General features: G+C 65.0%; 24 protein-coding genes. 9 read left to right on the top strand and 15 right to left on the bottom strand.

Annotation, left to right across the window (positions count from 1 at the left end; genetic code table 11):
* Positions 1-133: 133 nt before the first annotated feature.
* Both IQ16_RS23090 and IQ16_RS23085 read right to left on the bottom strand, forming a co-directional pair.
* Complete coding sequence (locus IQ16_RS23090) at positions 134-454, bottom strand: hypothetical protein (protein ID WP_035666950.1); 321 nt, start codon at positions 452-454, stop codon at positions 134-136.
* Positions 455-524: 70 nt separating this feature from the next.
* Positions 525-731, bottom strand: coding sequence for a hypothetical protein (locus IQ16_RS23085; RefSeq protein WP_018644656.1), 207 nt, complete (start codon positions 729-731; stop codon positions 525-527).
* Between the two features lie 104 nt (positions 732-835).
* Here IQ16_RS23085 and IQ16_RS23080 point away from each other — a divergent pair, with 104 nt between their 5' ends.
* Positions 836-1,111, top strand: a complete 276-nt coding sequence (locus tag IQ16_RS23080) for a DUF3551 domain-containing protein (protein ID WP_018644657.1) — start codon at positions 836-838, stop codon at positions 1,109-1,111.
* 19 nt (positions 1,112-1,130) lie between these two features.
* Here the strand turns inward: IQ16_RS23080 and IQ16_RS23075 are convergent, their stop codons facing one another.
* From IQ16_RS23075 to IQ16_RS23065, 3 genes are all read right to left on the bottom strand, one after another.
* On the bottom strand, positions 1,131-1,409 hold the full coding sequence (locus IQ16_RS23075) for a hypothetical protein (RefSeq protein WP_026312244.1): 279 nt from the start codon (positions 1,407-1,409) through the stop codon (positions 1,131-1,133).
* A gap of 170 nt (positions 1,410-1,579) precedes the next feature.
* Positions 1,580-2,617 carry an SH3 domain-containing protein gene (locus IQ16_RS23070; protein WP_018644659.1) on the bottom strand — a complete coding sequence of 346 codons (1,038 nt, stop codon included), beginning with the start codon at positions 2,615-2,617 and terminating at the stop codon, positions 1,580-1,582.
* Positions 2,618-2,769: 152 nt separating this feature from the next.
* On the bottom strand, positions 2,770-4,692 hold the full coding sequence (locus IQ16_RS23065) for an FAD-binding monooxygenase (RefSeq protein ID WP_026312245.1): 1,923 nt from the start codon (positions 4,690-4,692) through the stop codon (positions 2,770-2,772).
* Positions 4,693-4,794: 102 nt separating this feature from the next.
* Here IQ16_RS23065 and IQ16_RS23060 point away from each other — a divergent pair, with 102 nt between their 5' ends.
* On the top strand, positions 4,795-5,250 hold the full coding sequence (locus tag IQ16_RS23060; RefSeq protein ID WP_026312246.1) for a MarR family winged helix-turn-helix transcriptional regulator: 456 nt from the start codon (positions 4,795-4,797) through the stop codon (positions 5,248-5,250).
* 117 nt (positions 5,251-5,367) lie between these two features.
* On the top strand, positions 5,368-5,802 hold the full coding sequence (locus IQ16_RS23055; protein WP_018644662.1) for a COG4315 family predicted lipoprotein: 435 nt from the start codon (positions 5,368-5,370) through the stop codon (positions 5,800-5,802).
* Here the strand turns inward: IQ16_RS23055 and IQ16_RS23050 are convergent.
* The 4 genes from IQ16_RS23050 to IQ16_RS23040 all read right to left on the bottom strand — a co-directional run bounded on the left by IQ16_RS23050 (position 5,799) and on the right by IQ16_RS23040 (position 7,989).
* On the bottom strand, positions 5,799-6,014 hold the full coding sequence (locus IQ16_RS23050) for a hypothetical protein (protein WP_145831768.1): 216 nt from the start codon (positions 6,012-6,014) through the stop codon (positions 5,799-5,801). The genes IQ16_RS23055 and IQ16_RS23050 overlap by 4 nt on opposite strands.
* A 109-nt stretch (positions 6,015-6,123) precedes the next feature.
* Positions 6,124-6,285: a hypothetical protein gene (locus IQ16_RS45775; RefSeq protein WP_018644664.1), complete on the bottom strand. Its 162-nt coding sequence runs from the start codon at positions 6,283-6,285 to the stop codon at positions 6,124-6,126.
* 16 nt (positions 6,286-6,301) lie between these two features.
* Positions 6,302-7,288, bottom strand: coding sequence for a hypothetical protein (locus tag IQ16_RS23045; protein WP_018644665.1), 987 nt, complete (start codon positions 7,286-7,288; stop codon positions 6,302-6,304).
* 104 nt (positions 7,289-7,392) lie between these two features.
* Positions 7,393-7,989, bottom strand: coding sequence for a L,D-transpeptidase (locus IQ16_RS23040; RefSeq protein WP_051123013.1), 597 nt, complete (start codon positions 7,987-7,989; stop codon positions 7,393-7,395).
* 344 nt (positions 7,990-8,333) lie between these two features.
* Between IQ16_RS23040 and IQ16_RS23035 the strand changes: the two genes are divergently transcribed.
* Positions 8,334-9,377 (top strand): hypothetical protein, encoded by a 1,044-nt coding sequence (locus tag IQ16_RS23035; RefSeq protein WP_026312248.1) that lies wholly within the window; start codon positions 8,334-8,336, stop codon positions 9,375-9,377.
* Positions 9,378-9,791: 414 nt separating this feature from the next.
* A complete protein-coding gene (locus IQ16_RS23030) occupies positions 9,792-10,022 on the top strand; it encodes a DUF6894 family protein (RefSeq protein WP_018644667.1) in 231 nt (76 codons plus the stop codon).
* A gap of 55 nt (positions 10,023-10,077) precedes the next feature.
* On the opposite strand, the gene IQ16_RS23025 is transcribed toward IQ16_RS23030, so the two are convergent.
* Positions 10,078-10,869, bottom strand: a complete 792-nt coding sequence (locus IQ16_RS23025) for an SDR family NAD(P)-dependent oxidoreductase (protein ID WP_018644668.1) — start codon at positions 10,867-10,869, stop codon at positions 10,078-10,080.
* A 127-nt stretch (positions 10,870-10,996) separates the two neighbouring features.
* On the opposite strand from IQ16_RS23025, the gene IQ16_RS23020 reads away from it, so the two are divergent.
* Both IQ16_RS23020 and IQ16_RS23015 read left to right on the top strand, forming a co-directional pair.
* Positions 10,997-11,389: a hypothetical protein gene (locus tag IQ16_RS23020; RefSeq protein WP_018644669.1), complete on the top strand. Its 393-nt coding sequence runs from the start codon at positions 10,997-10,999 to the stop codon at positions 11,387-11,389.
* Positions 11,390-11,534: 145 nt separating this feature from the next.
* Entirely contained in the window at positions 11,535-11,783 is a 249-nt protein-coding gene (locus IQ16_RS23015) for a hypothetical protein (protein WP_018644670.1), read from the top strand.
* An 18-nt stretch (positions 11,784-11,801) separates the two neighbouring features.
* On the opposite strand, the gene IQ16_RS23010 is transcribed toward IQ16_RS23015, so the two are convergent.
* From IQ16_RS23010 to IQ16_RS22985, 5 genes are all read right to left on the bottom strand, one after another.
* Positions 11,802-11,987, bottom strand: a complete 186-nt coding sequence (locus IQ16_RS23010) for a hypothetical protein (protein WP_018644671.1) — start codon at positions 11,985-11,987, stop codon at positions 11,802-11,804.
* A gap of 176 nt (positions 11,988-12,163) precedes the next feature.
* Entirely contained in the window at positions 12,164-12,445 is a 282-nt protein-coding gene (gene minE, locus IQ16_RS23005) for a cell division topological specificity factor MinE (RefSeq protein WP_018644672.1), read from the bottom strand.
* Positions 12,442-13,257: a septum site-determining protein MinD gene (minD, locus tag IQ16_RS23000; RefSeq protein ID WP_018644673.1), complete on the bottom strand. Its 816-nt coding sequence runs from the start codon at positions 13,255-13,257 to the stop codon at positions 12,442-12,444. The genes minE and minD overlap by 4 nt, the downstream gene beginning before the upstream one ends.
* A 21-nt stretch (positions 13,258-13,278) precedes the next feature.
* A complete protein-coding gene (minC, locus tag IQ16_RS22995; protein WP_018644674.1) occupies positions 13,279-13,977 on the bottom strand; it encodes a septum site-determining protein MinC in 699 nt (232 codons plus the stop codon).
* Positions 13,978-14,299: 322 nt separating this feature from the next.
* Positions 14,300-15,304 carry an ABC transporter substrate-binding protein gene (locus IQ16_RS22985; protein WP_018644675.1) on the bottom strand — a complete coding sequence of 335 codons (1,005 nt, stop codon included), beginning with the start codon at positions 15,302-15,304 and terminating at the stop codon, positions 14,300-14,302.
* Between the two features lie 100 nt (positions 15,305-15,404).
* On the opposite strand from IQ16_RS22985, the gene IQ16_RS22980 reads away from it, so the two are divergent.
* Both IQ16_RS22980 and IQ16_RS22975 read left to right on the top strand, forming a co-directional pair.
* Positions 15,405-16,052: a TetR/AcrR family transcriptional regulator gene (locus tag IQ16_RS22980; protein ID WP_018644676.1), complete on the top strand. Its 648-nt coding sequence runs from the start codon at positions 15,405-15,407 to the stop codon at positions 16,050-16,052.
* Positions 16,053-16,134: 82 nt separating this feature from the next.
* Positions 16,135-16,905: an ABC transporter permease gene (locus tag IQ16_RS22975; protein ID WP_018644677.1), complete on the top strand. Its 771-nt coding sequence runs from the start codon at positions 16,135-16,137 to the stop codon at positions 16,903-16,905.
* The last annotated feature ends 37 nt before the right edge of the window (positions 16,906-16,942 follow it).

Genomic DNA, 16,942 nt, shown 5'->3' with positions numbered 1-16,942 from the left:
CGACGGGATGTCGGCTGCTTGATAGACTTAAACTACTTCAGGTTTAATACCACCTCATGGCGGCACAGACAATCTCATTCTATTTGTAATTGAGATTGCAATCCCAATCGCGCCGGATCGTCTCTGGCCGTGCCTAGTGGCTCTGCACTGGCTTGGGCGGACGTGGCGCGGACTTGGACGGCTTTGCACCAGGCTTGGCCGCGGCCCGCGGCGGCGGCGCATCGACCGACTCCAGATACGCGGCGAGCGCCTTGGCGGAGTCGGAACTGGTTGCGTAATGGTCCTTCAGGAACCAGGACAGCGTCAGGCTGAAGCGCCCCTTGGCAAGGCCGCGCGGGCTGCGGTGGCAGGTCGCGCAACCGTCGGCAAACAGCTTTTCGGGCGACTTGCCGGCATCGAGATTTTGCGCGGAGGCAACCGTCGCCGTCAGCGCGGCAGCCGTGCCAAGAATCATCAGGGGCGCGATCAAACCGCGCCCCGGTCGGAATAGCGATATCAATGTCGTCCCCCAGCGCGTCCCGCGGTCACGCCGCCAGCAACTGATCGAATTCGGATGGCGCATAGGCCTTGCCGTCCTGGTCGGTGATCACGACCTGCCAGCCCTCGCTCGCCCACACTTTTGCCTTCGCCACGATGAGCAGCCGGCTCTCGCGGGCAAAACTGTACTTCGCATTGTCGCGTTCTGCGACCATTTTGTAGGCCAATGCGCATCCCCTTGCGTTGCCCTGCACCCGCCCCCTCGTGGCAGCGGGCTTTGGCGGCAATTCGCCGGGAGCGTGGCAATTTGGTGCCATCCGCAGGCAGCATTGTGCTTGGCGTCCGACGGAGGCTGATCGTGCGCCCGCTCATGAATGCGATTCAGCTTGTCGCGGGCTTGCTCGGCATCGCCTTGGCCGTCGCGCCGGCAGCGGCGCAGACCTACGACCCGCGCTATCCCGTCTGCATCGAGGTCTACACCATCGACGGCAGCAATACCGATTGCAGTTTTGCGACGATCGCGCCGTGCGCCGCGACGGCCTCCGGGCAGTCCGCGCAGTGCTACGCCAATCCCTGCGCCGCCCAGAGCAGGCAGCAAGGCCTGGCCCCGTCGCCGCCGCGACGAAACCGATAGCCTCAAGTCCGCGGCCCGATCAGTGGACGCGGATGATGTGGGGACGGCCGAGATCGATCAGCCCCTGCACCGCCGAGAGACGGTCGTCGAGGGCTGCGATGGTGAGCAGCAGATTGTTGCGGCGCTCGTCGAGCATGCCCATCTCGGCACCGGTCAGCTTTGTGCTCATCCGTTCCTTGTGAATCCCATCGAGGGATTTGCGCAGTCCGGCGATCAGGCCGGCCAGCTGCTTGGCCTCTTTGGTCATCGACCGCTTCGCGACATTCTGGCGGCGCGTCTCCGCCTGGCTCTGTCTCATCGTCATCCTCCCGTGCCCCGCTGCCCCGAGTGGATGCTTACATCTTTGGGTACACATCTTACGATCGATGAAATCTGCCGGCGAAGAACTTTCTTAAATTGTACGCGCAGGGAACCCGTATCAAATCAGCAGAAAGCCCGGCGCGAGGGCCGGGCTTTCCTTGGGGCTTGCTAGCGCTTCTCGTGACCGCCGCCGGGGCCGCCGGCCGGGCCACCGCCACCATGTGGCGCGGCATTGACGCGCGGAGCGCCGCCACCGCCATGCGGCGCTGCAGGCGCAGCGGCACGCGGCGCCGGCATCTGCGCACGGGCATTCATCGGCGCACCGTGGCTCACATTCGGCTGCGCGACATGCGGCGTCGCGGGCCGTGCGGCAGGTGCAGCCGACACACGCGGTGCTTCATGCGCACGTGGCGTCGGCTGGGCACGCACCGCGGCGCGGCTCGCGGCCTGTTCGCGCATCATGCGCGCCTGAGCATCGCGCGGATTGCGAGTCTGCACGTTGGTCCGCTCATGCGCGATGCGCTCGCTCCGTCCGGCACGCATCCTGTCGGCAGCAACCGCTGCGTCGCGTTTCGTGATCGCCGCGTCACGCTTTGTCGTGATCGCGGCGTCGCGCGTGGCGATCGCAGCGTCACGCTTCGTGATCGCGCCATCGCGCCGTGAGGTCACAGCGTCACGTCCGGAGATCGCGGCAGCACCCCTGCCACGCACGCCTTCGCGTTCCAGTGCGATGGCCGCGTCACGCGTTGCCGAACGACCGATACGGGCTGCGCCCGGGTCGATCGTCATCCGCGTCGCCAAGCTCTGATGCGAGGTCCAGTAGTTATTCCAGTAGGCGTGGCGGCGATACCAGGGTCGCCCCTCGTAGTAGCTCGACCAGTACGAGGTCAGCACGAACGGGACGACGGGCACGTCGATCACGTCGACATAGTCGGGGAGATAGACGTAGTGATTGCGGTAGAGATATTCGAGATATTGCGACGACACCCAGCCGCGATCCTCGGAGAAGCTCACGTCGCACCAGGCATTGCCGCGCAGGCAGCCATGGATGTTGACGCGAGCGCCCCCGGGGACGCGATCGACCAGGGGAAAGCCGGAGCCCGGGCCGGCGCGCAGGCCGGTCGAGACGGTGACGATGCCCGGTGCGGCCAGCGCGGCCGTCGGGGCAAGCAGCAATGCTGCAACCAAAATGCTTCTGAGTTTCATGGCGTGCTCCTCCTCTGCGAGACGGAACGCGCAGGCGGAACGAGCGTTCCGCCTGCGATCATCGCAGCAGCCGAAAGATTGAGGGCACGCCCCGCGCAGAGTTCAATATTCATCCGCCGTTCATCGGTCCGGCGGGCATAGTGATTCCGGCGTCAGTTCGCCGGCAGCATGAAGGCGTCGAAGTACGCGGCGAGCCCGGCAAAGTCGTCGAGCGGCAGCACGCTCGCGACATACTGATCCGGGCGCACCACGACCATGCAGCCCGCCGGCCGGTCGATGCCGCGCATTGCAAAAACGTCGTGGCCGCTCTTGAGATCCGGACAGAACATCTTCTCGTAGTCGATCAGACCATAGCGCCCCTTGCGCGGGAGCAGCACCGGCGGCATCGCCTCGACAGCGAGCTCGCGATGCACCTGCTGAAACACCGCGCGCAGATCGATCACGCTGTCGGTGTCGGCGCCAGCAGGCGTGTATCGCCGGACCGGCGACTGCCTCGCTTCGGCTAGAAAATTGCACAAGGCACGAATGGCCGAGCCCGACGCGGCGGGATTCTCGGCGGGCGAGAACGCGTAGATGCGGAAGCGGCCATCCGCCTGCGCGGCGTGGCCGAGATGCACCGGCTTGGCATCCGCAAGCCGGATCACCGGTGCGGAATGGAAGCGCTTGCCGATCACGAGACCTTCGGCGAGGTGCTGATGTGACGTCGCGCCGGTGAGAACCGAAGGCTTGTAATGCGTCGCGGTACCGGCCGTGTAGCGGCCGTGCCGGACGAAATAGTCCTGCGTCCTGGCTGCATCCGCGCCGCCGGCCTTGGCGGCCGAAGCGAGAATCCCGGACCATTCCCGATCGAAATCGATCAGCTCCTTCGCAACCGCCTGCCGCTCCGCCGAATAGGAATGCAGCAGTCCCGGCGCACATTGCCTGCGCAGAACAGCGGCGAGCTTCCAGCCGAGATTGAAGGCGTCCTGCATCGAGACGTTCATGCCCTGCCCGGCCTTCGGGCTGTGGGTGTGGCAGGCATCGCCGGCGATGAAGATGCGCGGCAGGCGCGAGGCGATCTCCGCCTCCGGCACGTCGTCGAACTTGTCGGTCAGGCGCTGGCCGATCTCGTAGACCGACCACCAGGCGATCTCCTTCACGTCAAGCGTATGCGGCTTCAGGATCCGCTGCGCTTTCGCGATCACGTCCTCGGCGGTGATGTTGCGATTGGCAACGCGCTCGCCGACATCGAGCTTGGCGAGCTCGACATAGATGCGAACCATGTAGCCGCCTTCGCGCGGAATGATCAGCAGGCTGCCGTCCTTGGCCGACTGGATCAGCGACTTGAAGCGGATGTCGGGAAAATCGGTCACCGCCAGCACGTCCATCACGCCCCAGGCATGGTTGGCGGAATCGCCGTGCAGCTCGCGGCCGATCGATTTGCGCACCGTGCTGCGCGCGCCGTCGCAGCCGACGACATAGCGCGCCCTGATCGTCTCGACCTTGCCTTCGTTTCCCGCATCGACGCGTTCGAGCCGCACGGTCACGGCATGGTCGGCAGGACCTGCGGCCGGATCGACCTCGAGGTCGATCAGGCGGCGGCTGTAATAGGGTTCGAGCTTGGCGGACGCCTTGCGCATGATGTCGAGAAAGCCGTCATGGATGCGTGCCTGGTTGAGGATGAGGTGCGGGAATTCAGACAGCCCGTCCTCGACGTCCTGCACCCGTCCGCTGCGGACGATCTTGTCCGGCGTCCGCTCATCCGGCTTCCAGAACGTCGTCTCGTTGACCCAATAGGCCTCCTTCAGCACGCGCTCGCTGAAGCCGTAGGTGTGGAACATCTCCATGGTGCGGCAGGCAATACCGTCGGCCTGCCCGACCAGCAGGCGGCCCGGCTTCTGCTCGACGATGCAGGTCTTGATGTCAGGAAATTGCGCAAGCTGTGCGGCGAGCGTGAGGCCCGCGGGCCCGCAGCCGACGATGAGGACATCGACCTCTTCAGGCACGGCGCCCGCTGCGCCCGGGGCCTGAACGCGCTCGGCGGGATCGGCGATCTCGGGGTCTCCCGGCTGAAATCCATTGAGATGGAATTGCATGAGCACCTCTCCCGTCAACGTCGTCTTCGATATTGATCAGTATGCTGACTATCAGTATACTTGTCAATGATCCGCACCGTCCCTGCGCTCAAGGAGAATTCGGTGAAAGACAACAATGACATGCCCGGGCATCTGGCGCGCCGGTTCCAGCAGATCGCGGTCGCGGTGTTCCTGGCCGAGGTCGGGGATGCCGGCTTCGACCTCACACCGGTGCAATACGCCGCACTCGCGACCATCAAGGCCAATCCGGGGCTCGACCAGGTGACGCTCGCAGGCCTGATCGCCTATGACCGCACGACCATCACCGGCGTGATCGATCGCCTGGTGCAGAAGGATCTCATCGAGCGCCGTGCCAGTCCCCGCGACCGCCGGGCCCGCGAACTCGAGATCACCGACGAGGGCCGGCGCGCGCTGCGCAAGATCACGCCGGCAGTCGAGTCCGCGCAGCGCATCATGCTGCGCGGCCTCAGCGCGAAGGAAGGCGAGGAGCTGATGCGGCTCCTGCGCAAGGCGATCGCCGCCGGCAACGAGCTCAGCCGCGCCCCACTGCGCGAGTGAGCCAATTTTGTACGTAATCGTCGCAGTGCGGCGAAACCTGGAACTAACCTTCGGCTGCTACGGTCGGCCCTATTCGGCGCTTAACGCGCGATTAACTTTGCCGTTCGGGAGTTTTGGATGTCCAGGTTCATCATCGTCGCGGCGGCCATCGCGCTCTCGGCCGTCCCTGCGCTCGCGAACGGCCATGGCGGCGGCGATGCCCCTCCTCCGCCCAAGCCCGAAGCGACGACCGCACCGGCCAAGGTAGTCCTGACCAAGCAGGGCCCGAAGCTGGTCGATCTCAAGGGCATGACCCTCTACACCTACGAGCGCGACACCACCGGCAAGACATCGAACTGCAACGGCAAGTGCACCGAGACCTGGGTGCCGCTGGCCGCAACCGCCGACGCCAAGGCCGTCGGCGACTTCACCGTGATCAACCGCAACGACGGCAGCAAGATGTGGGCGTACCGCTACCGCCCGCTCTACACCTCGCCGGCCGACAAGGCGCCGGGCGACGCCAACGGCACGGCCACGACCCTGCAGTGGCACGTCGCGCGGCCTGAAAACTAGGGCGAGAACGGCGCGAGTCCGCCGGGCCTGCCCATGAGCTTCGCGTGTGCAGCGGAATCGGCCGAGGCATAATTGACCTCCGGATTCCAGTGCAGCGCGACGTACAGGACTATTCCGGCCAGGATGGAGCCATAAAAACCGAACGTGGCCAGGCGCCATTTCCGCACAATGCGGCGGTCGTTCTCATTCAATGGATCAAAGTATTTTTGCATGATGCCTCCAATGGCAACGAGCCATCAAGGCATAGCGCAGTCGGAGCCGATCGGCTGTGAAGCCGTTCACCCGTCACCGCTTCAAAACGATGTGATCGTTGTCGGCGTCCTAGCGCGCAAGCTCCGACGGCACCGGCTTGAACACCGGCATGTTCGCGCTTGCCTGCAGCGGCTTGAGTTCTGCGTTGACCACCACGGGTCCGGTCATGAACCAGGCCGCTGCCACGGCCGCGATCACCATTCCCGCACCGAGCGCCGCAATCTCTTTCATGTTTCCGTCCTGGCGATCAGTTGCTGAGGATGACGCCGTGCTGGCGTCGCGACGGATGGTCGGCGCCGACCAGCGCGTTCGGATCGGTCGCGATCACCGCTTCCGGCAACGGCACCGGCTCGAGGCCGGCGAAGCGGCGATAGAGCGCGCCCATGACGGCGCCGCAGAACGCCGCCGGCACCAGGAGAGCAGCGAGGATCGGCAGGACCAATACCAGCAGCAGCACGCAGGCGAGCGCCGCCACGCCTCCGATCGCCGCGTATTCCCACGCGCTGCGGCGGCTCATGGCCCGCGCGACATGGTGCACGCAGAGCATGAAGATGCTCGAAGGAATAACCGAGATCACCATCATGACCATGAAGGTTTGCGCCGGGATCACGGCCGCAAAGATATGAGCAGTGCTCTTGTCTGCGAAACCGTTCATCAGGAGCGGCACCAGCGTGTAGGGCAGCAGCGTTGCGAGCACCGTCGGCATCAGGGCCGCGATCGCGATGCCGGCGATCGACGTGCGGACCCGGACCGGTCCGTCGAATACGATTGGCGGCGACACTGCCGGTGCATCAGCGGCGGCGGCCACGCCTGTCGCGCGCGCCACCGGACTGAGACCGGCAAATTGACCATAGAGGAATCCGCCGATCATTCCCGCGATCGTCGGCAACAGACCGATCGTCACCACCGTACCGTCGCCGGGTGCGGCCAGCTGGATGTGGTTGCGGATGGCAATGGCGTAACTCGCCGCGGCCATGACGCCGCCCATCAGCCCATAGGCGAGCCGGCTCGAGATTGTCCATTGCCGCAGCACGACGTGCCCGGCAAACAGGAAGGCCGCATTGATGGCCATGCGGCCTGCGAAGAGCACCAGGATCTTGTCCGGCGCCGGTGTGCCTGCGGGATCGGTCACCTGCCCGCCCGCGATGGCAAAGACCATCAGCACAGCTTCGACGATGGCGAGCGGAATCAGCGCGGCCAACAGTGCGCGCGGCGAATTCTTGACGAGATACATGCGAGCAACCCCTTGCTCGCTGCACGCTAGACGCGAAGCGTTACGGCTCGCGCAAGACAATGGATAAAATTGTCGGCAAGCAGCGCGCTCCTCGCCCGAACGCCCTATCCGCGCCAGCGCGCGCCTGGTCCGGCCTGCGCATTCTGTCCGGGCGGCAGCACCACGACGGTCGAATTGAGCTTCACCCGGTCGTAGAGATCGATCACGTCCTCGTTGCGCATCCGGATGCAGCCCGACGAGATCGCCTGCCCGATATATTCGGGCTGGTTGGTGCCGTGGATGCGGTAGAGCGTGTCCTTGTTGCCGACATAGAGATAGATGCCCCGCGCGCCCAGCGGATTGGCGGGACCACCGTGCACGCGCGCCGGATACGGTCCAAGCCGCGCCTGGATGTCCGCCGTCGGCACCCAGTCGGGCCATTCTGCGAGACGACCGACGCGCGCCACGCCGGAGAAGGCCATCGCCTCCTCACCAACTGCGACGCCGTAGCGGATCGCCTTGCCGTCGGCCAGCACGAAATAGAGGTAGCGCGCGTCGGTATCGACCAGGATCGTGCCCGGCATCTCCTTGCGCGGATAATCGACGATGTGACGCAGATACTGCTCGGGCACGCTGGCCTGGGCGTAAGGCGTGTGCGCGAGCAACTGCCGGTCGCGCGGCGTCATGCTCGCGTCGGTCGACGGCGAGAGTGTCGTCTGCATGCAGCCGCCCAGCGGCAGCAAGGCAACGACGAAGAAAGCGAGAACAGATTTTGGCACCACCGGCCCCCCGATAGCGGAATAGCAGCACCCCCAGCACCACTAGATGCTGCCCAAATCGTGCTGAAAACAAGGCAAGCCGGAACAATTGCGCGTGTTCGATCAGCCGGGTTCCATCACCACAAACGGCGGAAGAGCGTCGCATCATCTCCATCCCCTCGCCTTGCTTTGGTCAAACCCGGCTGGACTCGTGCGTCATCTGCCCGGGCACACCAGGTTGGATGGGGCTCACCTCAACAGATCGGCTCGCGCCAATGCGAAACGACGAAGGCTTCGAAGGAGCTGCGATGCTCGCAACGTTGAACAGCAAGCAGATCGTCGATGAGATCGTGAAGGACACGGTCAAGGACAACGATCCGCACGATGCGATTCAGATCTCGCCCGAGATCGTGATGGCCTCGCGCCCCATCAGCGCGGCGCCGGCACTGGCGCCTGACATCACGCCCCGCCCTGAGCCGAAATTCGCCCCGGAGCCCAAAGCCGGTCCCGAGCCGAAGTTCAGTCCTGAGCCGAAGTTCAGTCCCGTCCTGGAGCCGCCTGCGGCAGCGCCCTCGGTCGACACCGCCGTGCGCGTCGCGGCCGGCGATGGTCCCGGCCGGCCCAAACGTTCCGCTGCCGGCAAGTGGCTGCGCGGCGCCTTTCTCACATTCCTGTTTGCCGGCGGCAGCGCGGCTGCCACGGTTGCCTGGGAGAAGCACGGCGATACCGCCAAACAGATGCTCGCCGAGTGGACGCCGGTCTTGACCTCGCTGCTGCCTTCGGCGTCGCAGACTGCACAAGTCGCCGCCGCGCAGGCGGTCCCGCCTGCGGCGCAAGCCGCGACGGATCAACCGGTCGATCAACCTGCAGCGCAAGCTGCGGCCGATCAACCTGCTAGTCCGCCTGCAGTTCAGGTTGCAGCAGCCGCGCCCGCGGCAACACCGACCGACGCAGCACAGTCGGTACAATCGATGACGCGAGATCTCGCGGCCATGGCGCAGCAGATCGAAACACTCAAGGCCAACATCGCCGAGCTGAAGGCCGGCCAGGAGCAGATGGCACGCGAGATGGCGAAGCCGCCTGCACCGAAGCCGGTCGTCGAAGCGAAGCCGCCCGTCGATCCGCGCGCACGCGTGTCCGCGCTGCCGCCGCGCGCGCCGGCTCCAACGCCGGTTCGCAAGCCGAAGCCGGTCGTGTCGCACACCTACATGCCGGCCTATTCACCGGCGCCACTCGCACCGCCACCGTCGCAAGCTGCCGCAGCCGCGCCGCCGGCTGCACCGGTCGCGACGACGCAAGCGGTTGCCGATGACGATGGACCGGTCGTGCGTCCGCCGATGCCGCTGCGCTAAAATCTCATCGCGCCTTGGAGCAACAACGTCACGAACGCTGTCCGAGTCGATGTGATGCGTTGAGTCCGGGTTACTACGGGAAGCGATGCTACGATCGTCATCCATCATGAGAAAAGGCCGTCGGGATTTATGCCGCCGGCCTTCTCTTGCAACTGCCGGTTCCCGGAGCCCGGTTCTGTTGCAATTCCATGCCTTATGATCGCGCCAACATATTTAATAAAACCTTACCGAGCTCGCGCGCTGCACATCATTTCTGCGCCATAGGCACAGAGATTGTGCGGCTTGTTCATTCGATAAAGATCGACTCAGTGGTACTATCCAAGACGTGTCGGGACTTCCGCTGAAGACTTGTTTTCAAGACTTGTTTTCAGGACTCGCAACTGAGACTTGGGTCGTCACACCGGGGGACTTCAGATGCCGTACTACTCCTTCGATCTAGTGGTTGGTAAAGAGTTCAAGAACCAGGGCGGAATCATCCTCGAGGACATCGAGGTTGCCTCCGATCGCGCCGATCAGCTCGCCTGCGAGCTGTCGCAGGTGAAGCCGGAGCTGCAGCAGAAGGGCTGCGCGGTGCGGGTCACCGACCGCGATGACAACGAGGTCTATCGCACGCCGCTCGATCCCGTGCCAGCCTGGCAGCGCTAGCTAGGCCATAGCGTTTTCGAGCGAAGTGGACGCCGGTTCGCGTAAAGAAAACGCGTCAAGAAAGAGTGTCGAGAGCGGGCGCTTCGAACCAGTTCGTCAGCGACAATCCGCCGTCGACGACGAAGGCCGCGCCGGTGACGTAACCTGAGAGCTTGTTCGACAGCACCGTAAGCGCCATCGGCGCGAGGTCATTCGCCGCGCCGAGACGCCCGAGCGGAATGTGTCTCGCCAGGGACGCGTCCGCTACGAACCCGCCCGCTGCGATTGCACCCGGCACCAGCGCATTGACGCGGATGTTGTGCCGCCCGAAAGTCTTCGCCAGTTCCTTCACCAGCATCGCCATTCCCGCCTTCGCCGTCGAGTAATGCGGCAGGTTGCGCGGCGTGCCCGCATGCAGCGAGGTGAGGAACAGGAACGAGCCGGGCCGCTTCGCTGCGATCAGCCGCTTTGCGATCTCGCGCGCCAGATGAAAGCCGGCATCGAGATTGACGGCGTGCATCTCCTGCCAGGTCCTGCGATCGACCGCGAGCGCGTGATCGGCCTCGCGCCGCGGCGGCGAGGCGCTGTGCACGAAATGCGAGACCTCGCCCAGCGCGGCATGAGAGGCGGCGAGCAGCGCATCGCAGGCGTCCAGCCCGGCGAGATCGCCGACCCAAGGCACCGCCAGCTCAGGCCTCACACTTGCGCTGATCGCGGCACTCACCCGTTCCGCGCTGATATCGGCAAACACGGTTCGGACGCCCTCACCGACCAGGGCCTGCGCGATCGCGCGGCCGATGCCGTTGCCCGCGCCGATGACGAGCGCCGTGTCGGTTGCGGGATCGAACGGCGCACTGAACAGGCTCATATCGCTCTCCGGGTCCTCTGCCGCCAATCTAGCGCGCCGCAACGCGGCGCGACAATTGCGCGCCGGCACCATTGCGGAGCGGCGCGCCGGACGCTAGCCTCCCCCAAAAATCGAGGAGGTACCAAGGATGCGCACTGGTTTTCTGCTGACGGGCCTTTTGCTGCTTGCCGCGCCGGCCCAGGCGGGCGACGCGCCGCCGCGCGCGACCTACGTGACGATGGTCCTGCAGGCCTTCGCCGCCAAGGTCGAATGTCCCGGCACCGATCTCGCCTATCAGGACCTCGTGCAGAAGGCGCAGCAGATGCAGCTGCCCGACGGCACCACCGAGAAGGTGCGCAAGGCGATCGCCTGGATGCACACCGGCGGCAAGATGGGCGAGAAGCAGGACGATGATCTGATGGCCGAGGTTGCGGTCGCGACGCAGGCCACCGACATGGACCAGCGCCGCCTCGGCATGCCCGGCTGGTGCGAGGCGCAGAAGACCAACCTCGCCGGCCTGATCCGCAGCAAGGGCGGCTAGAATCATTTTCGCGCGAGGTGGACACCGGTCCGCGCCAAAGAAACGCGTCTTCGAGACGTTAAGCATCGCGCGGCGGAACCGCCGCGCCGGCAAATAATCGTCACAATCATCGCCAGCATGCGGCCTCCTCGAACAGGAGAACCCCATGCGGATTGCCTATCTCGTTTTCGCCGGAGCTCTCATGGCCGGCTCCGCGCTGACTGCCCCGGCGCTGGCGAAGAATTCCGACACCCAGAAAAGCGAGGACAAGTCGACATCGTCGTCCTGTAGCGCCTATCAGCAGGCGCCGGACGGAACGTGGGAACAGCTCCCCTGCAAGGAAACCGGCGAACGCAGCCAGCCGCAGACGCAACACCGCGCCCCGGCACAGGGAACGGATCGCGAGGAGCGCTGAGCGCTCCCGTTTCCGCGGTCAGCCCTGGGTGGGACCGCGCATGATCTTCATGGCGGCCTCGATGTGGCGCCACTCCTTGGCCTCGTCGGCCTCGCCGCGACCCTCGCAGGCCTGGGCCTGCTCCGCGGCCTTCGCAATCGCAGCAAAACCGTGCTTTTCGAGCATCTGCCGTGCAATGGTATGGACCTGGACCTCGGATATCATGGACGCTCTCCCGTTTGGCGAACCACGGGGTGGCTCGATCACCCCCGCGCATTTCCTAAAACGACGGAGTCCCGGGCCCCGTTCCGTCCATACCGCCGCACGACAAAGGCGGCCCGCCATGCCCGGCGGACCGCCTTCTCACCCACCCCAAAACTGCGGGTCGTCGACCGCGTCCCCTACGCGACCGCCACTTTCTTGCGCTCGATGTCGTTGGGCACCTCGATATCGACCTCCAGGGTCGAGACCTCGTCGCCGCGCTCGAGCCGGACGATGACCTTGGTCGGGTCCAGCGTCACATGCTTGGACACGACGGCGAGGATTTCCTCGCGCAGCACACCGAGCAGATCGGGCTGGCCGCGCATACCGCGCTCATGGGCAAGCAGGATCTGCAACCGTTCGCGTGCGACCGGTGCCGAGGCCTTGTTGCCGCGGAGAAGTCGAAGCAAACCCATGCTCATGCAGCCCTCCGTCGCAGCAGACGATCCATCAGACCTCTGCGCTCGGCGGGAACATGCATCGTCACGTTCTCGCCGCAGAGGCGCTTGGCCGCGTCCATATAGGCCCGCGCCGGCGCTCCATCCGCATTCGACAGGGTCACCGGCGTGCCGACGTTGGAGGCCTTCAGCACGTCCTGGCTCTCGGGGATGATGCCGAGCAACGGCGTTGCGAGGATCTCGAGGATGTCGTCGATGGTCAGCATCTCGCCGCGCGCGGCGCGGGAGGGATCGTAGCGGGTGATGAGGATGTGCTTCTCGACCCGCTCGCCCTTCTCGGCCCGCACGGTCTTGGAATCGAGCATGCCGATGATGCGGTCGGAATCGCGCACCGAGGACACTTCCGGATTGGTGACGATCACGGCTTCATCCGCAAAGCGCATCGCCATGGAGGCGCCGCGCTCGATGCCCGCCGGGCTGTCGCAGATCACCCAGTCGAAGCGGCTGCGCAGATCGGCGATGACCTTGCCGACGCCCTCTTCCGTCAGCGCGTCCTTGTCGCGGGTTTGCGAAGCCGGCAGCAGCCAGAGGTTCTCCAGCCGCTTGTCCTTGATCAGGGCCTGCGGCAGCTTTGCGACGCCCTGCACCACGTTGATGAGGTCGAACACGACGCGGCGTTCGGCGCCCATCACGAGATCGAGGTTGCGCAGGCCGACGTCGAAATCGACGACGACGACCTTGTCGCCGCGCTGCGCCAGTGCAGCTCCCAGCGCGGCGGTCGTCGTGGTCTTGCCGACCCCGCCCTTGCCTGATGTCACGACCAGTACCTTACTCATCTGAAATGTCTCCTTTGCTGGTCAGTTCAGTGCTGTAATTCGCATGGTATTCCCCTGCAGCCAGGCCTGCGCCGGCTTGCCGCGCAGAGCGGCGTCAATGTCGTCCGCAGTCTGGTAAAAGCCATCAATTGCAAGCAGTTCAGCCTCGATCTTCTGGCAATAGATGCGCGCGCTGGTGTGACCGTTCACGCCCGCCATGGCGCGCCCGCGCAGCGCGCCGTAGATGTGGATGGAGCCCCCGGCGACGACCTCGGCGCCGGATCCGACCGAGCCGAGAATGGTGACGTCGCCTTCGGGGAAGATCACGGTCTGGCCCGAGCGCACGGGAGCCTCCAGCAGCAGCGAGGTCGGCTTGGTCTCGGCTTTCGCCTCAGGCTTCTTGGCCGCTGTCGGCTCGACCACGCAGCTGCGTCCGCCCGACAGCAGCGGCGGCATCGTCGGGGTCAACCGCCCCTCCTCGACGCCCTCGATGCCGAGCACGCGGATGTTGCGGTCCTGCAGGCTGGTGAGCAGATGAGCGATGCCGGCCTGGCTGAGATCGACCGAGGACAGGTCGATCACCACGGGCCGGCCGGCGAAGAAGCCCGGCGACCGCGCGATGGTGGCGTCGATCTCCTGGAGCCAGTCCTGGATCGGAACCGTCGGCACGAACACAAAGGCGACATAGGAGCGCCCGCGCAGGCGCACCATCTGACGTTGGACTTTTGCTGCAGCCTCCATGGCGGCCGACTCGTTCCCTGTTATTGAATGGTTAACGATGCGGCGGATTTGGTTAACGGCCGGTTAATTTCTCCGTGGGGTACGTGCCTCCCCCCAACTGTCATCGCCCGCGCAGGCGGGCGATCCAGTACTCCGAGACGTGAGTGGGTCAGTCGATAGGCCGCGGCGTGCTGGATGCCCCGCCTTCGCGGGGCATGACACCGGTGTGTGGGGCGAGCGCTTCCGCCTGTAGCCCGGATGGAGCGAAGCGCAATCCGGGAAACCTGTCGCAACCGGTACACCGTCCCGGATTTCGCTACGCTCCATCCGGGCTACAAGGCCCCTACTTCTTCACCTTGCTGGCATCCATCTTGATGGCGGGATCCAGCATCTTGGTCGTGAACGCCGTGGTCACGTCGAACGGCTTCTCCATGCCGAGATAGGTCTGGACCAGCTCGTAATCCTTCTTCATCCGCTCGCCGTCGATCCAGCCGAGCCCCTTGGTGGTGGTGAACTCGTCCGTCATCAGGAACTTGATGCGCTCCCACTGGCGCTCCTGGTTCTCCTTGTCGAGGCCGGAGACCTGGTCGAGCAGCGCCTTCAGGCACGGCGCGGCGTCGGCGACGCAGGCTGCGAAGGCCTTCTGACTGACGCGCACGAAATCCTCAACCAGCTTCGGGTTCTTCTGCAGATACGCGCCGTTGACGATCAGCGAATTGCCGTACGGATTGAGGCCGATGTCCTTCCAGTTGACGTAGCCGAGGTCTTGCCCGAACTCGATCACCTTGAGATCGTGCTCGTTGTAGAAGTCACTGATGATATCCACCGTGTGGCTCTTCAGCGCCGCGATCTTCGCGGTCGGCCCGACATTGACGAAGCCGACGGCATCGGGCGCAAGCCCTGCGGCCTTGGCGAAAGCCGGCCACATCACGCGCGAGGCATCGCCGGGCGGATTGCCGATCTTGTGGCCGGCAAAATCCTTGACGCCGTTCACGCCATAGCTCTTCAGCCAGTAGAAGGTCTGGCCGGTGTTGGCATAGACGCTCATCACCGCGACGGTGTCGGCGCCCTTGCTTTTCGCGACCAGCATGGTGGCGAGATCGGCGACGCCGAAGGGCGAGCCGCCGGAGCCGACCTTGGCGGCGGAGACGCCGGAGCCCTTGCCGGTCTCGATGGTGAGGTCGATGCCGGCCTTCTCGTACCAGCCCTGCGCCTTGGCGTAATAATAGGGCGAGTGATCGGCGGTCGGCGTCCAGTTCAGGATCAGGTTGACCGCCTCGCCTGCGCTCGCCGGTACCGCCGGCAAACCGAGCATCAGGGCCACAAAAGCCGCCTGAAAACGCTTCATCGCATCCTCCTCATTGCCAGCGACCCGGCTTGTCGCTCTCCCCTTGTGAGGATACCAATGCAACAAGTCCGCCTCCCGCTTGTCAACTGTTTGGTTGGAAATGCCTGCAAAACGATCTGGCGACACCGTGCCGCAGCGGCGCGATCCCGCCGCCACCCGCAAGAAGCTGCTCACCGCGGCGCGCCTCGAATTCGCACGGCACGGCCTGGCCGGTGCCCGCGTCGACGAGATCGCCGAGCGCGCGGCCGTCAACAAGCAACTGGTCTATCATTATTTCGGCGACAAGGACGCGCTGTACCTCGCCGTGCTCGAATGGGTCTATGAGGACATCCGCGAGCAGGAGCGCAAGCTCAATCTCGAAGGCCTGCCGCCGGACAAGGCGATCCGCCGGCTGATCGAGGCCTCGTTCGACCACCTCGCGGCAAACCCTGATTTCATCGTGCTCCTGAACGACGAGAACCGCGGCGGCGCCCGCCACGTTCGCGGTTCCACCCGGCTCGAGGCCATGCATTCGCCGCTGGTCAAGAGCGTCTCCCACATCCTCCATGAAGGTGTCCGCAGCGGCCTTTTCCGCAAAGGGATCGACCCCGTCCAGCTCTACATCTCCATCGCGGGCCTCAGCTATTTCTTCTTCTCCAACACGCCGACGCTGTCGGCCATCTTCGGCAAGGACCTGTCGAGCCGCGCCCAGCGCCGCGCCCGGCGTCGGCATGTCGTCGATCTCGTGCTGCAGTCGCTCCGGCCATAATCAACCAACTGGTTGAACCTTGCCCCAAGGCCGATTAGGCTGACATCGTGGCGAAGAGGCCGCGAGCAACAGGGAGCAGACCGTGACAGCAGGCGGAGCACGCACCGCGCGCAGCTTTGCGATCGTCCTGATCGTGCATCTGGCCGTGCTCGTGCTCTGGCAGGTCGCGGTCGACGCCTTCCACGTGCCGAAATTCATCCTGCCCTCGCCGCTCGCGACGGTGCAGACACTGGGAACCGCGAGCTACGCCTGGGGTGCCAACACGCTGGTCACCGCGGTCGAGATCCTCGGTGGCTTTGCGCTCGGCGCCTTCGTCGGCGTCGCGCTCGCGGTGATCTTCAGCTGGGCGCCGCTGCTCAGCCTCGTGCTGCTGCCGCTGTTCGTGACACTGAACATGATCCCGAAGGTCGCGCTCGGCCCGCTGTTCATCGTCTGGTTCTCCTACGGCATCGTGCCGAATATCCTGATCGCCTTCAGCATCTGCTTCTTCCCGATCCTGCTCACCACCGCGCGGGGCCTGCGCGAGGTCGAGCCCGACCTGCTCGACCTCGTCAAATCGCTGCGCGGCTCGCGCTGGACGCTGTTCCGCAAGATCCAGCTGCCGGGATCGCTGCCCTACGTATTCTCCGGCATGAAGGTCGGCGCCATCCTCGCCGTTGCAGGCGCCATCGTCGGCGAGTTCATCGCCTCCGAGCGCGGGCTCGGCTACCTCATGATCCAGGTGCAATCCTCGCTCGACACGCCCGCGATGGTGATGGCCGTGGTGCTGCTGACGCTGCTCGGCGTCGCCCTCTACGGCCTCGTGCTCGCGCTCGAACGCATGTTCGTCGTGGGCGATGCAAGACAAACCTGAGAACGACAAACCTAAGAACGGCAAACCTGAAGGACCA

Source organism: Bradyrhizobium huanghuaihaiense, from assembly GCF_007830635.1.
GTDB classification, from domain to species: Bacteria; Pseudomonadota; Alphaproteobacteria; order Rhizobiales; family Xanthobacteraceae; genus Bradyrhizobium; species Bradyrhizobium huanghuaihaiense.
The sequence above is the reverse complement of the archived record's forward strand: the minus strand, read 5'-3'. Positions and strand labels throughout refer to the sequence as shown.

Excerpts from the sequence above, each read along its gene's own strand:
- IQ16_RS23055 (WP_018644662.1), top strand. The coding sequence starts at position 5,368 with ATGTCCAGGTTCATCATCGTCGCGGCGGCCATCGCGCTCTCGGCCGTC.
- IQ16_RS23035 (WP_026312248.1), top strand. The coding sequence starts at position 8,334 with ATGCTCGCAACGTTGAACAGCAAGCAGATCGTCGATGAGATCGTGAAG.
- IQ16_RS23010 (WP_018644671.1), bottom strand. The coding sequence starts at position 11,987 with ATGATATCCGAGGTCCAGGTCCATACCATTGCACGGCAGATGCTCGAA.
- minE (WP_018644672.1), bottom strand. The coding sequence starts at position 12,445 with ATGAGCATGGGTTTGCTTCGACTTCTCCGCGGCAACAAGGCCTCGGCA.
- IQ16_RS22985 (WP_018644675.1), bottom strand. The coding sequence starts at position 15,304 with ATGAAGCGTTTTCAGGCGGCTTTTGTGGCCCTGATGCTCGGTTTGCCG.
- IQ16_RS23020 (WP_018644669.1), top strand. The coding sequence starts at position 10,997 with ATGCGCACTGGTTTTCTGCTGACGGGCCTTTTGCTGCTTGCCGCGCCG.
- IQ16_RS23045 (WP_018644665.1), bottom strand. The coding sequence starts at position 7,288 with ATGTATCTCGTCAAGAATTCGCCGCGCGCACTGTTGGCCGCGCTGATT.
- IQ16_RS23025 (WP_018644668.1), bottom strand. The coding sequence starts at position 10,869 with ATGAGCCTGTTCAGTGCGCCGTTCGATCCCGCAACCGACACGGCGCTC.
- IQ16_RS23090 (WP_035666950.1), bottom strand. The coding sequence starts at position 454 with ATGATTCTTGGCACGGCTGCCGCGCTGACGGCGACGGTTGCCTCCGCG.
- IQ16_RS23070 (WP_018644659.1), bottom strand. The coding sequence starts at position 2,617 with ATGAAACTCAGAAGCATTTTGGTTGCAGCATTGCTGCTTGCCCCGACG.
- IQ16_RS23050 (WP_145831768.1), bottom strand. The coding sequence starts at position 6,014 with ATGCAAAAATACTTTGATCCATTGAATGAGAACGACCGCCGCATTGTG.
- IQ16_RS23075 (WP_026312244.1), bottom strand. The coding sequence starts at position 1,409 with ATGAGACAGAGCCAGGCGGAGACGCGCCGCCAGAATGTCGCGAAGCGG.
- IQ16_RS23030 (WP_018644667.1), top strand. The coding sequence starts at position 9,792 with ATGCCGTACTACTCCTTCGATCTAGTGGTTGGTAAAGAGTTCAAGAAC.
- IQ16_RS23065 (WP_026312245.1), bottom strand. The coding sequence starts at position 4,692 with ATGCAATTCCATCTCAATGGATTTCAGCCGGGAGACCCCGAGATCGCC.
- IQ16_RS23040 (WP_051123013.1), bottom strand. The coding sequence starts at position 7,989 with ATGCAGACGACACTCTCGCCGTCGACCGACGCGAGCATGACGCCGCGC.
- IQ16_RS23015 (WP_018644670.1), top strand. The coding sequence starts at position 11,535 with ATGCGGATTGCCTATCTCGTTTTCGCCGGAGCTCTCATGGCCGGCTCC.
- minD (WP_018644673.1), bottom strand. The coding sequence starts at position 13,257 with ATGAGTAAGGTACTGGTCGTGACATCAGGCAAGGGCGGGGTCGGCAAG.
- IQ16_RS22980 (WP_018644676.1), top strand. The coding sequence starts at position 15,405 with ATGCCTGCAAAACGATCTGGCGACACCGTGCCGCAGCGGCGCGATCCC.
- IQ16_RS45775 (WP_018644664.1), bottom strand. The coding sequence starts at position 6,285 with ATGAAAGAGATTGCGGCGCTCGGTGCGGGAATGGTGATCGCGGCCGTG.
- minC (WP_018644674.1), bottom strand. The coding sequence starts at position 13,977 with ATGGAGGCTGCAGCAAAAGTCCAACGTCAGATGGTGCGCCTGCGCGGG.